The organism is Microbacterium sp. Z12_35 (assembly GCF_058310475.1).
This window is the reverse complement of sequence record NZ_JBZEGJ010000001.1, coordinates 1901059-1915278: the sequence shown is the minus strand read 5'-3', so window position 1 is coordinate 1915278 and position 14220 is coordinate 1901059. Positions and strand designations below refer to the sequence as shown.

At 69.5% G+C, this 14220-nt stretch carries 11 protein-coding genes; 9 read left to right on the top strand and 2 right to left on the bottom strand.

Annotated elements, in window-relative coordinates:
• The first annotated feature begins 95 nt into the window (after positions 1–95).
• A complete protein-coding gene (locus tag AC4FS1_RS09300; RefSeq protein ID WP_491154420.1) occupies positions 96–635 on the top strand; it encodes an LPXTG cell wall anchor domain-containing protein in 540 nt (179 codons plus the stop codon).
• A 124-nt stretch (positions 636–759) separates the two neighbouring features.
• Entirely contained in the window at positions 760–975 is a 216-nt protein-coding gene (locus AC4FS1_RS09295; protein ID WP_491154418.1) for a hypothetical protein, read from the top strand.
• A gap of 64 nt (positions 976–1039) precedes the next feature.
• Here the strand turns inward: AC4FS1_RS09295 and AC4FS1_RS09290 are convergent, their stop codons facing one another.
• Together AC4FS1_RS09290 and AC4FS1_RS09285 are read right to left on the bottom strand one after the other, a co-directional pair.
• Positions 1040–1324, bottom strand: coding sequence for a hypothetical protein (locus AC4FS1_RS09290; protein WP_491154416.1), 285 nt, complete (start codon positions 1322–1324; stop codon positions 1040–1042).
• A 58-nt stretch (positions 1325–1382) separates the two neighbouring features.
• Positions 1383–2630, bottom strand: coding sequence for a YhgE/Pip domain-containing protein (locus AC4FS1_RS09285; protein WP_491154414.1), 1248 nt, complete (start codon positions 2628–2630; stop codon positions 1383–1385).
• Between the two features lie 71 nt (positions 2631–2701).
• Between AC4FS1_RS09285 and AC4FS1_RS09280 the strand changes: the two genes are divergently transcribed.
• The 7 genes from AC4FS1_RS09280 (at position 2702) to rplB (ending at position 14220) form a co-directional block, all read left to right on the top strand.
• Complete coding sequence (locus AC4FS1_RS09280; RefSeq protein WP_491154413.1) at positions 2702–3346, top strand: MerR family transcriptional regulator; 645 nt, start codon at positions 2702–2704, stop codon at positions 3344–3346.
• A 191-nt stretch (positions 3347–3537) separates the two neighbouring features.
• Positions 3538–11031, top strand: coding sequence for a hypothetical protein (locus AC4FS1_RS09275; RefSeq protein ID WP_491154411.1), 7494 nt, complete (start codon positions 3538–3540; stop codon positions 11029–11031).
• A 384-nt stretch (positions 11032–11415) separates the two neighbouring features.
• Positions 11416–11724, top strand: coding sequence for a 30S ribosomal protein S10 (gene rpsJ / locus AC4FS1_RS09270; RefSeq protein ID WP_045246810.1), 309 nt, complete (start codon positions 11416–11418; stop codon positions 11722–11724).
• Between the two features lie 8 nt (positions 11725–11732).
• On the top strand, positions 11733–12392 hold the full coding sequence (gene rplC, locus AC4FS1_RS09265) for a 50S ribosomal protein L3 (protein ID WP_491154409.1): 660 nt from the start codon (positions 11733–11735) through the stop codon (positions 12390–12392).
• 4 nt (positions 12393–12396) lie between these two features.
• A complete protein-coding gene (gene rplD, locus AC4FS1_RS09260) occupies positions 12397–13062 on the top strand; it encodes a 50S ribosomal protein L4 (RefSeq protein ID WP_491154407.1) in 666 nt (221 codons plus the stop codon).
• Positions 13059–13355 (top strand): 50S ribosomal protein L23, encoded by a 297-nt coding sequence (gene rplW, locus AC4FS1_RS09255; protein ID WP_491154405.1) that lies wholly within the window; start codon positions 13059–13061, stop codon positions 13353–13355. Before rplD ends, rplW begins: the two co-directional genes overlap by 4 nt.
• A 25-nt stretch (positions 13356–13380) precedes the next feature.
• The gene (gene rplB, locus AC4FS1_RS09250; RefSeq protein ID WP_491154403.1) at positions 13381–14220 is read left to right on the top strand and encodes a 50S ribosomal protein L2; all 840 of its coding nucleotides are present in this window, start codon (positions 13381–13383) and stop codon (positions 14218–14220) included.

The following is a 14220-nucleotide window of genomic DNA, read 5'->3' as shown; positions in this document are numbered from 1 at the left end:
GAAAGGTGCCACCTCCCCCATCCAGTTCGATCGCGGATGGATCTACGTATCCCTGCTTCGTGTCCTCTGCACGAAATCCAGCATCGGAGTATCGAATGAAGAACCTTCACACAAAGTTTGCCGCTGTCGTCATCGCGGCCGCCGCCTTCACCGCCGTTCCCGCCGCCGCCATGGCCGCTGGATCCGCCGCCTACCCCGACACCCAGGTCGTCTCGGGTGCGGCCGCTCTGGCGCCCGGCGCCAGCGCCACCTACGTCTTCGGCGGGTTCACTCCCGGTGAGGACGTCACCTTCACCCTGACGGGTGAGAGTGTCGCCGACCAGCACCTCGCCATCGTCCGCACCGCGGTCACCTCCACCACCGAGGTGAAGACGGCCGCTGCCGACGGCACCGCATCCGTCGTGGTCACCCTGCCCTCGAACGCGACCGGCACGTACACGCTGACCGCTGACAGCGCGTCGGTCGACCCGGCCAGCGTCACGATCTCCGTCGCTGCTGCCGGCGGGCTGCCGGCGACCGGTATCGACGCCGCTTCCATGACCAGCGTCTGGATCGGTGGTGGCGCCCTGCTCGCCGCCGGTATCGCCGTCACGAGCGTCGCGATGATCCGTCGTCGCCAGGCTCAGGAGAGCTGAGACCCGCATTTCGCACGAAGGCCCCTCGTCCGCGGACGAGGGGCCTTCGCCGTTCCGTGTCCAGCCCTCCCGGAGATCTCGGCCGACCGGGCACAATGGCGAGAATGGATCGGAAGGAGCACCCATGGGTGTGGATGACATCGTCAACAAGGGCAAGCAGTTGTTCGAGCAGAACCGCGACAAGATCGAGGAAGCGCTGAAGTCCGAGCGTGCCGAGGATGTCAGCGACCGCGTTCTCGATGGTGCGGCCGACGCCATCAAGAAGGTCGTTCCGCAGGAGCACCGGGCCAAGGTCGACGAGACGCGCGCGAACGTCGACAAGCACGTCGGCAACCAGTAGCCGACACCACAACACCGCAGGCTCCCCGCATGAGTGCGGGGAGCCTGCGGTGTCGGAGCTTCGGTCAGCGGCCGTCGGCCTGCAAGCGGCTGATCTCCCGGGCGACCTGATCCTGCCGTACGCGGAAGGGCGTCCGGCCGTAGATCAGCAGTCCCGCGATGACGGCGGCGACGGTCATCCCGAGGAGGGACCAGACGGGCCAGAAGTAGCCGCCCGGTGTGGTGAGCCCCCAGACCAGCAGCTGTGCAGCCGCGGCCAGGACCCAGAGGCCGATGATCGCCTTGTAGACGTTCTTCGCGACGACGATCCGGCGGGCGCGACGTTCCAGGGTGTATTCGTTCGTAGACATGATTTCTCTTTCTGGCTGCAGATCGCAGCCGGGTGTGGTGCGGTGGAAGGGCCGGCGGTCAGGATGACGCGACGGTGGAAGGGCGGGGGCTACGGCTGAATGCCGGAACCTTGCCGTAGAGGGTGGTGACGAGCAGCCCGAGCGCGATGCCGATCGCGCCCCCGATCCCGACGCTCACCCACGCGTCGGCGAGTCCTGCCGCGGGGTTCCCGTCGAAGTAGAACAGCGAGCGGATGCCGTCGACGATGGGGCGGAACGGTGCGAAGCTCGAGGTCCACTGGAAGAACGGGGGAGTGGCCTCCAGAGGAACGGTTCCGCCGGACGAGGCCATTGCCAAAGCGATGAAGAACACCGTGTTGACGAGGGCGCCGATGCCGGGGCCGAAGATTGCGAAGACGGTCAGGGCGCTGGCGCCGACCGCGGCGATGACGGCGCTGGAGAACAGCCAGAGGGCCCAGGGGTCCCCGATCGGGATGCCGATCACCTGTGTCGCCATCGTCTGCAGCACGAGCGCGGCCACCGGTGAAGCGATCAGCAGGATGGAGAGCTTTCCGAGGTACGTCCGCAGACGTGATGTCGGTACGAACGGTCGTCGCTGGACGACGGGGCCCACCTCGCTCGGCGCGAATCCCAGGGCGGAGTCGACGAGCGGCCCGATCAGGGATGCGCCGATGAACGCGATGAGAACAAGGATGAGTGCGTAGTAGAAGGCGCTGGTGCCGAGGCCCGCATGTGCGGGCAGCGGGTCGAAGGCGGTCGAGGTGATGTCGAACGGTTCCGCCAGCAGTGCGGCATTGGCCGCAGGCAGCGGAGCAGCACCGGCCGTGAGACGGGCGCCGAGCTCCTGTGCGACGCCATGAAGCAGCGGGACCACGTTGCCGCTGAGCAGCCCGTTGCTGAGGCCGCCGTCACCGGCGTTGGCGAAAATCGTCACGGTCGGTACGGATACGGGCCCACCGGTGGGCAGCAGCGTGGCTATGGAAGCGTCGAAGTCCGCGGGGAGCACGACCGCACCGGCGATCCGGTCCTCCTCCATGGCGAGCGACATCTCCCCGTCGGTCATCCGGGTGAAGGCGATCTTTCCCCCGCCGCCGTCCTCGATGGCATCGGCGACCGAAGAGGCCAGAGCCGGCGCGCTCCCGGACTGTTCCTCGACGACGAGCCCCACGGGGAGGTTCTCGAGGTTCGCCTGCGGGTCGGTCGTGCTCGACAGATAGATCGCGGGGAAGAGGGCGGAGATTCCGAGGATGAGCATCAGCGGGATGAGCCACGTTCGGAAGTTGGTCAGAACTCGTGCAGCGGACATTTCGAGCCGCTCCTTTTCTAGATAGTCAACTATCTATGAGTAAGATAGTACAGATATCCAAAGGAGTCAACATGAGGATTTCTGAACTGGTCAGCCGGGCCGACGTGCCCCTGGCAACCGTGAAGTTCTACATTCGAGAAGGCATGCTTCCGCCCGGCCGGGTGACGAGCGCCCGCCGCGCGGATTACGACGAGTCGCACCTGCAGCGGCTCCGGCTGATCCGTTCACTCACTGTCGTCGCGGGATTGCCGCTGAACCGTGCGAAGCGGATCCTCGAGATCATCGACCATCCCGAGGGCTCGCTGTACCACATGCTCGGGCAGGCCATCGAGGCGCTGGCGGGCAGTGCGGCGTCCGATGCGGCGACCCCCGGGGAGGGCGAGTCCGCGTCCCCGCGCGCTCGGGCCGCGCTGACCGATCTCGGGCCTGCGTACGCGAGGTCGGAGGATCGCATGGCGGCCTTTGCTCAGCTGGACGCTGCGCTGGCCGCAGCGGAGGAGTCGGGGGTCACCATCGACCGGGCGCAACTTCGGCTCTACGGAGAGCACATGGCAGCCATCGCTCGTGCCGAAGTCGACGCGTTGCCGCGCGAGAACCCGCGGGCCTCGATCCAGTACGCGGTGCTCGGTACGGCGCTGGGGGAGCCGGTATTGGCGGCGCTCCGCAGACTCGCCCACCAGAATCTCGCCGCGGGTCTCGAGGACAGCACGCGCTGATACGGGGCATCCACGCCGTCGTCGTACTTCCTCCGCTCCCACCACCTCATCCCTTCTTTCGGCGATAGGACTTAAGGCCCCATCCCAGGGTCCCGGGCCGAAGGGCCCTTCCGTGTTGCCAGAGCGCCGGTTTACGTTCGGTGCGCCAAAGGGTGCTGGTCACCCCGTCGACATGCGTCAACGAGGTGGTCATGATCAGAGGCACACACAGGGGGGCGGCTCCCGCCCCGCGCCGACTCGGACTGGGGCGCCCGTGGTACAGCGGCGGTGTCGTGGCACTGCTGACCGCGGTGCTCGTGTTCACCGGCGCCGGTGCGCCGGCCATGGCCGCTGTCACCCCTCCTGCCGGCCCGGCGGAGTCCGCCGCATCCGTCCCGCCCGAGCAGGACGCGCCGCCCGCGCCGGAGGCGCCCGCTCCTTCCCCGGCGCCCTCGCCGGAGCCCGCGCCGCCTGAGCCCGCGCCGCCTGCGCCCGCGGCGCCGGTCCCCGCGCCGCCCGAAGAGCCCGCCGCTCCCACCGCCGAGCCGGTGCCGCCCACGGAGGGAACCACCCCGGCACCGACCCCCACTCAGCCGCAGCCCGCCCCGCAGGCCACGGACGAGCCCGCGGATGTGGGCGTCCTCGCCGTGCCCGAACCGGGCTCCACCACGGCCGTGATCACCGTGAAGGTCGGCTCCGACCGCACCGGGATCACCGGGGTGACGAACCTCGCCGGCGTGGTGCTCCTGCTGAACGAGGGCGGCGCGTCCGGGCCGAACGGCACGCGCCCCGACGGGGTGGCCGGCACCGCCGACGGATGGGCCAAGTGCACGTCGGACGCCGCCGGGGACTGCTCGTTCATCGTGCCCAACACCGGCGTGGGGGCGTTCGGCTTCCCCCAGGCCAATCGCGACGACCGGTACTGGGTGGTTCAGGCCAGCGTGCCGGAGGGGTACTACGCCAACCCGTCGCTGCGCACCGGGCCCGGCACCGGAGGCGGCACGGCCACCGCGTACCAGTTCCGCACGGGCACCCAGTTGCGGGCCGGCAACGTCTACAGCTCGCAGAACGCCAGCAACTTCATGCTGTCGTCGGGCTCGCAGGCGACGGCATCCGGCGGCATCTGGCAGCAGTCGCGCAACAATCCGACCCTGAGCGCCTCCTGCGGCCTCGACGTCGCGCTGATCCTCGACCTATCGGGGTCGGTCGGATCCAGTACGGGGCAGCTGAAGGCCGCCGCCGACACATTCGTCGACTCGCTCGCGGGGACTCCGTCGCGCATGTCACTGTTCTCCTTCTCCACCGTCACGCCGGCGGAGGGGGCCAGCGCGAACTACCCGAGCCTGACCTCCGTGGCCACGGCCACCCAGGCCGATGCCTTCAAGAACCGGTACGCGAACTGGACGGCGGTGGGCGGCACGAACTGGGACCGGGGACTCGGTGTGGCGGCTGCGGCGAACACGGCGGCGAACAACTTCGACCTCGCCGTGATCATCACCGACGGCGATCCCACCCTCTACAACCAGCCCTACCAGGGGCCGGGCAACTTCAATCGCTTCCGCGAGACCGAGAACGGCATCTTCTCCGCCAACGCCCTGAAGGCCGGGCCGGCAGGCGGGTCCCCCACACGGCTCATCGCATTCGGCGTCGGTGACGGAGCGAGCGGCGCCGCGACGGCGCTGAACCTCCGCGCCATCTCCGGCCCCACCGCCTACGACGGTTCCAACGGCACGTCGGCCGACTACTACCAGACCGCCAATTACGCCGCTGTGGGGACGGCGCTGCGCACGCTCGCCCTCGGCAACTGCGAGGGAGACCTGACCGTCACCAAGCAGATCGTTCCCGCGTCCGCTCCGGCCGACTCGATCGAGGGGGCGACGCCCGCCGGCGCCGGCTGGCAATTCACCAGCGACATCGGCACGCCCGGCGTCACGACGCCCGAGCCGGTGCTCACGACGACCGCGACCGGCACGGGCACGGTGAGCTACCGACTGGAGTACCCCGGCGGCACGGATGCGGCAACGGTGACCGTCACCGAGGCGCAGCAGCCCGGGTTCACGCTGCAGCCGGTGGACGCGCAGAACGCGGTGTGCACGAATCTGAACACCGGTGACCCGGTCGTGCCCACTGCCTCGCCGACGAACGGCTTCACGGTCACCGTGCCCAGCACGCAGGCGGTCAACTGCACCGTCTACAACCGCGCCCCCTCGCCAGAGGCCGACATCACCGTGAGCAAGAGTTGGATCGTCAACGGCGTGACGTACGAGGAGGGCGCGCAGCCGAGCGATCTCTCCGCGCAGCTGCAGCTCACCGGGCCGGACGGCGCGGGCGCGACCGGTCAGGGGTGGGGCGTCACGCGGACCGGATACGCCCAGGGCGACACCGTCACCCTCTCCGAGCAGCTCACCCTCATCGACCCCACCCTGTGCACCGGCACCTCCGCGGTGACCAGCGTCAACGGACAGACCGTCCAGACGCCGCTCGGCGACGGGTACGACCTGGCGCTGACGCAGGCGCAGAACACCGCGACGATCACCAACACCGTCACGTGCGAGAGCCGCCTCACCCTCGCCAAGGAGGTGGACGGCGGCGACGCCGATCCGACCAGCTGGACGCTCAACGCGTCCTTCCTGCCCGACGCACCGGTTGCCGATGGACTCCCCGGGTTCTCCGGTGCATCCGGTGCCGACGAGGCGACGTCGCAGGAGGTCACCCCGGACGCCCGCTACCAGCTCTTCGAGAGCGGCGGCGACGCCCGCTACGTGCAGGTCGACGAGCGTACCGACCTGCAGGCCAACCCCCTGTCCACGGGGTCGGCGACGTGCATCCGCGTCGACGAGAACGGCGACAGGTATCCCGGCAGCGGCTACTCGGACGGGATCAACGGCGGCGTGAACGTGCCCCTGGGCTACCGCGTGCAGTGCACCTTCGTGAACCAGGACGCCCAGGTGACGCTCCTCAAGAACGTCGTCAACGACGACGGCGGTTCGGCCACGGCCGACGAATGGGAGCTCACGGCCACCCCGGCGACCCTCGAAGGTCTCACGCCCACCACCGTCACCGGATCCGAGGAGGTCTCGGCGGCGAGCATCATCCAGGTGCGCCCCGACCACGTGTACACCCTCACCGAGGAGTCGGCCGTCGAGGGGTACGAGTTCTCGCGTCTGCAGCAGCGCGTGGGCGAGGAGTGGGTGGATGTCGAGGCCAACCCCGATCCGGCCGGCTACCCGCGGCAGAACGCGGCGGGAGACTGGGAGGTCACGGTCCCGGCTCTCGGCAGCCCGGTGTACCGCTTCGTCAACGACGACGTCGCCCCCACCCTCACCCTGGTGAAGCGGGTCGTCACCGACACCGGCGGCACCGCGGTCGCAACGGACTGGACCCTCACGGCGACGACCCCCGATGGCCCGAACCTGAGCGGCGCGAGCGGCACCCCCGCGGTCACCTCGCAGGCTGTGACAGCAGGGGTCCCCTACACGATCGGCGAGACGGGGCCGGACGGATACGACTGGACGACCCTGAGCTGCACCGGATATCCCGACACGACGAGGGCGGCTCCGGAGCTGACCCTCCAGCCCGGTGACGCCGTCACCTGCACGCTGACCAACGACGATGTCGTCGTCCCGGTGACGATCGAGAAGTCCGACGGCGCCGCGGCGCAGTCCGCCGACGGGATATGGACCATCCGCTACCCCGTCGTCGTCACCAACACCAGCAGCACCCTGCCCACGACCTACTCGCTCACCGACGTGCCCGGCTTCGACGCCAGCTTCACCGTCCTCACACAGGGGTGGGAGGGCGCGCCCGATGTGACCGACGTGCCTCTGGAGGCCGGCGGCACCGACGAGTACACGTACGTGATCACGGCCGAGGTGAACCGCACCCCGGTCGACGCGTCGGCGCTGGAGTGCTCGACGACCGGAGGCGGATTCTTCAACACCGCCGAGGCGACCTACCCCGGCGGCGAGGCGAGCGACACCGGATGCGCCGTCCCGGCCGCTCCGACCGTCGAGAAGATCGCGCAGCCCTCGGTGCAGAACCTCACCACGGGCGAGTGGACGCTCAGCTACCGGGTCGCCGTGGCCAACCCCAGCCAGATCGAGCTGGCCTACGATCTCACCGATATTGCCGGGGAACTGCCCGCCGGCGTCACCGGGGGTACGTGGACGGCCTCGGATCCCGTTGCCGTCGGCGGTGGCACGTTCGTGCGCAGCCCCGATCCCGTGGGAGACGGGCCGCTCGCGACCGGCACGCTTCCCGCCGGTGCGACGCACACGTATACGCTCTCGCGCACCGTGACGGTGGCCGCATCCGTCGGCGACGAGGCGCTCACCTGCGGCCCGGTCATCGGCGAGGGCGGCGGCGTGTGGAACACCGCGACGGTCACGAACGGCATCGCCGAGCCCTCCTCCTCCGACTGCGCTCAGATCGAGCGCCCCGACGCCGACGTCACCAAGACGGTGACCTCGACGCGGCAGCTGGCGGACGGCACGTGGCAGATCACGTACGACATCGCGGTGGCGAACGCCTCGGATTCGCTCGCGGCGGTCTACAGCCTCGACGACACCCTGCAGTTCGGCGGCGACATCACGGTCGAGGGTGCCACGTGGACGGGCCCCACCGGCACGGGTGACTTCGCCGCCGACGGCACGGCCACCCTCGCGACGGACCGCGCACTCGCGCCGGGCACCACGGAGACCTACACCGTCGTCGCCCTCGCCGGCATCGACGCGGCGGCGTGGGAGGGCGGCGAGCTCGCGTGCGACGGCACGACGGCCGGCGGGTTCCTGAACACCACCACGCTCACCGTCGCCGGCGAGGAGGTTTCGGCCTCCGACTGCTCGGAACCCGCCCTGCCGACGATCGAGAAGGTCGGCGTCGCGGTGACCCAGGATCCCGACGCACCCACGCGATGGACCGTCACCTACGACCTCACCGTCACCTCGGGCGGCTACGACACCTTCTACTCGCTCGCCGACAGCCCGTCCTTCCCGGAAGGCGTCACCCTCGACGCCGGGACGGCCCAGCGCACCGACACGGAGGTCCAGCCGCTCCTGCCCGTGACTCGCGGCGTGGACTTCGTCACCGGCGTCCCACTGGCCGCCGGTGCGACCCACGTGTACCGCGTGACGTGGCAGGTCGAGCTCACCGATGCCTACAGCGAGGATGACGCCGCCTGCACCGGCGAGGCCGGCAGCGGGTTCTTCAACGCCGCCCTGCTGCAGGTCGGCGACATCCCGATCGACGCCACCGACTGCATCCCGGTCGACGAGCGGGTGTACCCGTCCGTGGCGAAGACGGTGACGACCACCGAGCAGGACCCGCAGACGGGCCTCTGGACCATCGAGTACGACCTCCAGGCGACCCTGCCCCCGCTCGGCGAAGACAACCCGAAGGGGCTGTCGGCGGCGTACGACCTCACCGACGCGCTCGATTTCGGCGACGGCATCGAGATCCGCAGCGCCTCGTGGTCGGGACAGTCCTCCGGCGACTTCACGTTCTCGCCCGAACCGGCGATGCTCGCCTCCGGCACGGCGATCGCGGCCGGGGCGACCCACACGTACACCGTGCGCGTGGTGGCCGCCGTCACCGCCGCCGCGGTGGAGGGCGGCACCACCGCGTGCCTGCCCGACGGGGCGGGCGGGTTCCTCAACACCGCGCAACTGACCTCGGCGACCGTGGAGACCGACGTGCGCGCGTGCTCGGAGCCGGTGTTCCCGGAGGTGGAGAAGACCGCCGTGGGCGAGGCGGTGCTCGACCCCGACACCGGGCTGTGGTCGGTCGTCTACGACATCGCCGTGCGTTATCCCGACGGCGCCGCCGACCCCCTTCCGCCGCTCGGGTACGTCCTCACCGACGTTCCCGACCTTCCGGAGGGCGTCGAGCTGGCCGGCGAATGGACCGCGGAGGCGGGCACGACCGACACCCCGGCACCGGACCAGCCCTCGTGGGACGGCACCGGCACGTGGACGATCGTGAGCGGCACCTTCGACCCCGCCGCCGACGGCGTCCGGGAGCACCTGTTCACCATCACCGCGCAGGTGCGCATCACCGCGACGCCGACCGGCGAGCCGGTGCAGTGCGACGACATCGAGGCACCGGGCATCCCCATCACCAACACCGCGACCGTCGTGTCGGGCGGGTACCGCGCCGACGACGACGCGTGCGAGCTCGTGCCCTTCGACGACGTCGGGATCGTCAAGACCACCGACGGCGTGGAAGGACCGCTGGAAGCCGGCGCCACGTTCGACTACGTGCTCACGGTGACGAACAACGGCACCCTGGATGCGACGGACGTGAGGGTCGCCGACCCCGTTCCGAGCCGCCTGATCGTCACCGCGATCGATCTCTCTGCGGCCCCAGGCTGGTCGAACGACAACGCGCCGGCGCTCGTGGACGAGGACAACGGCGTGGCGCTGAGCGCGGCGCGGCTCGCGCCGGGTGCGAGCGCACAGATCCGGCTCTCGGTGACGGTGGATGCGCTGCCTGCCCCCGACGTGGTCGCGCTCGGCCCCGACGACCCTGCGCCGACGCCGGAGCTGCCCGCGAGCGCCCTCGTCAACGAGGCGTGCGTCACGGCGGTGGGCGACAGCGACCCGAGCAACGACTGCGACGACGTCACGGTCCAGACCCGCGACATCGCCGCGGCGGTGTTCACGCGCTGCGTGACGGATGTCCCCACCCTCGGCTTCACCCTGGTCAAGACGCCCGATCTCGTGGCCGAGCCGGTCGAGCTTTCGTGGACGCCGGATGGTGCGAGCACGGCGACCGATCCGGCCTCGGTCGAGCGGTCCTACCCCGGAGGGTCGACGATCCACACGGACGAGTTCCCGTGGGTGGGCGTGACCTCCACGCCCGCCGGCATCGGGATCGACAACGCCGGCCTGCGGCCGCTGCGCGCGTCGGACTACGCCCCTGGTGGCGGGTATTACCTCCCCGGCACCACGACCGTCATGACGCCGGAGCAGCAGGCGCAACTCGTCGTCAACGGACTCATCGTCGATCCCAGCGAGGCCGACTTCGCCTGGCGCGGCGCCACCACCCTGACGCTCACCGTCAACCCGAGCCAGACGTTCCGGATAGCCGCGATGCCCGCCGGCGGAGACTGCGCGGCCGCGCGCCACTCGGAGGTGCGGATCGAGAAGACCACCGCCGTCGAACGCGTGGCGCCCGGGGGGGAGTTCTCCTACCAGCTGGAGACCGCCAACGTCAGCGACGACTCCGCGGCAGAGGGGGTCGTCGTCACCGACGAGATCCCGGCGGAGATCCGCATCACCGGCGTGTCCTGGCCGGGGGAGGGCGACCCCGACGTGTTCCCGAACTGGCGCACGTGCGCCGTGTCGGGCCAGAACAGCACCGGATACGGCGGAACGCTGCGCTGCGAGCTGTACGGGCCGCTTCATCCGGCCGGATCGGGGCTCGGCGCCTCCAGCGCCCCGACCATCACGCTCGACGCCATCGCGAGCCCGACCGCGGGCCAGCGCACCATCCGCAACATCGCCGTCGTGGAACACCACACCTTCGGCGACCCGGACGATCGCGGCACCGACAGCGACGACGCGCTCGTGCGGGTGTCGACGCTGCCGGCCACCGGCGGCGGGCCCGAGCTCGCGCTCCTCCTGTTCGCTCTGCTCGCCCTGGGTGGGGGAGCGGCGGGACTGCTCCTGCGGGATCGACGCCGGGAGGCGGATGCGCCGACGTCCTGAGGCCTGCGGTCCCGGATGCGACACGCCCGGGTTTGCGACACGCCCGGGCTGCACGTAGACTAGGGCAGTTCCACATTCCGGGAGCCGCCACGTGCGTGCTCCGGATCACTGCCAGGGCAGTGCATAGGCAGCGCGCAAGCGTGACGACCTAGGCCGCGGGCAGCAGAACAACACACCGACCCCCTGTGCTCCCTCCGGAGCCGTGCGTCCGCGCGCGGGGCGGGTCGGGCCGGATGCGAAAGCGTGCGGTTTGACAGCAGAACAGCGGTGCAGCATCGCCCGAAAGGGTGCCGAAGTGCCAGGCGCGCAAGCGCCACCGTGCGTCCAATGCCCGTGGTCCTAATGAACACAGTGGTAAGACGCGAGAAAGAGAGTGAGCAGACAATGGCGGGACAGAAGATCCGCATTCGCCTGAAGTCGTACGATCACGCCGGACTGGACTCGTCCGCGCGCAAGATCGTCGACACCGTGACCCGCGCCGGCGCCACGGTCGTCGGCCCTGTGCCGTTGCCGACCGAGAAGAACGTCGTCGTCGTCATCCGGTCGCCGCACAAGTACAAGGACAGCCGCGAGCACTTCGAGATGCGCACCCACAAGCGCCTCATCGACATCATCGACCCGACGCCCAAGGCCGTCGACTCGCTGATGCGTCTCGACCTCCCGGCCGACGTCAACATCGAGATCAAGCTCTGAGGTCCGACATGGCTGATATCAACTCCAAAGTTTCGAAGGGACTGCTGGGCACCAAGCTCGGCATGACCCAGGTTTGGGACGCGAACGGCAAGCTCGTTCCCGTCACCGTCATCGAGGTCGCTCCGAACGTCGTCACCCAGGTGCGCACGCCGGAGAAGGACGGCTACAACGCCGTTCAGATCGCCTACGGCCAGATCGACCCCCGCAAGGTGAACAAGCCGCTCACCGCCCACTTCGAGGCGGCCGGCGTCACCCCTCGCCGCCACCTCACCGAGGTGCGCACGGCGGATGCTGCTGACTACTCACTCGGTCAGGAGCTCACCGTGGAAGGCCTCTTCGAGGCCGGCCAGCTGGTCGACGTCGTCGGCACCAGCAAGGGCAAGGGCACCGCGGGTGTCATGAAGCGCCACAACTTCAAGGGCGTCTCCGCTTCGCACGGTTCGCACCGCAACCACCGCAAGCCCGGCTCGATCGGCGCCTCGTCGACCCCGAGCCGTGTCTTCAAGGGCATGCGCATGGCCGGCCGTATGGGTGGCGAGCGCGTGACCGTCCTCAACCTCACGGTGCACGCCGTCGACGCCGAGAAGGGTCTGCTGCTCGTCAAGGGCGCGGTTCCCGGCGCACGCGGCCGCATCGTCTACGTCCGCAACGCAGTGAAGGGTGCCTGATTCCATGGCTGACTCGACTCTCGCGCTCGACGTCGTGAAGGCAGACGGCGGAAAGGCCGGCTCCGTGGAGCTGCCCGCCGCCCTGTTCGACGTCAAGACGAACATCCCCCTCATCCACCAGGTCGTCGTCGCGCAGCGCGCGGCGGCTCGCCAGGGCACGCACTCGACCAAGCGTCGTGGCGAGGTCTCCGGTGCCGGCCGCAAGCCCTTCAAGCAGAAGGGCACGGGTAACGCCCGTCAGGGCTCGATCCGCGCGCCGCACATGACCGGTGGTGGCATCGTCCACGGGCCCAAGCCTCGCGACTACGGCCAGCGCACCCCCAAGAAGATGATCGCCGCCGCGCTCCTGGGCGCACTGAGCGACCGCGCTCGCGGTGACCGTCTCCACGTCGTCGACTCGTTCGGCATCGAGGGCGCCCCGTCCACCAAGGCGGCTGTGGCCGTCGTTTCCGCTCTCGCTCCGGCGAAGAGGAACGTCCTCGTCGTGATCGAGCGCGGTGACGAACTCGCCATCAAGAGCGTCCGCAACCTCGCGTACGTCCACGTGCTGAGCTTCGACCAGCTCAACGCCTACGACGTGCTCGTCTCCGACGACATCATTTTCACCAAGGCCGCCTACGACGCGTTCGTCGCGTCGAAGGCCGGCTCCACCGAGGAGGTCTCGGCATGACCGTCAACAAGGACCCGCGCGACGTCATCCTGAAGCCGGTCGTCTCCGAGAAGAGCTACGGGCTCATCGACGAGGGCAAGTACACGTTCTACGTGGACACCCGCGCCACCAAGACCGAGATCAAGCTCGCCATCGAGAAGATCTTCGGCGTGAAGGTCGCTGCGGTGAACACGCTGAACCGCACCGGCAAGGCACGCCGCACCCGCTTCGGGACGGGAAAGCGCAAGGACACCAAGCGCGCCATCGTCACGCTCAAGTCGGGCACCATCGACATCTTCACGGCTGTCGGCTGACGGTCGGGACAGAAGGACTCCAACTATGGCTATTCGCAAGTACAAGCCCACGACCCCCGGTCGCCGCGGCTCGTCGGTGGCGGACTTCGCTGAGATCACCCGATCGACGCCCGAGAAGTCTCTCCTCCGCCCGCTGTCCAAGACCGGTGGTCGCAACAACCAGGGCCGCATCACGACGCGTCACATCGGTGGCGGCCACAAGCGCCAGTACCGTCTGATCGACTTCCGTCGTAACGACAAGGACGGCGTGGACGCCAAGGTCGCTCACATCGAGTACGACCCCAACCGCACCGCGCGCATCGCACTGCTGCACTACGTGGACGGCGAGAAGCGCTACATCCTCGCGCCGAACAAGCTGAAGCAGGGCGACGTCGTCGAGTCGGGTGCCGGCGCCGACATCAAGCCCGGCAACAACCTGCCGCTGCGCAACATCCCCACCGGTACCGTCATCCACGCCATCGAGCTTCGGCCCGGCGGCGGCGCGAAGATGGCCCGTTCGGCCGGCGCCTCCGTGCGCCTGGTCGCCAAGGACGGCCCCTACGCGCAGCTGCGCCTGCCCTCCGGTGAGATCCGCAACGTGGATGCACGCTGCCGCGCGACCATCGGCGAGGTCGGCAACGCCGAGCAGTCGAACATCAACTGGGGCAAGGCCGGCCGCAACCGCTGGAAGGGCATCCGCCCGACCGTCCGCGGTGTCGCGATGAACCCGGTCGACCACCCGCACGGTGGTGGCGAGGGCAAGACGTCCGGTGGACGTCACCCGGTGTCGCCGTGGGGCCAGAAGGAAGGCCGCACGCGTCACGCCAACAAGGAAAGCGACAAGCTGATCGTCCGCCGTCGCACCGCCAGCAAGAAGCGCAAGTAG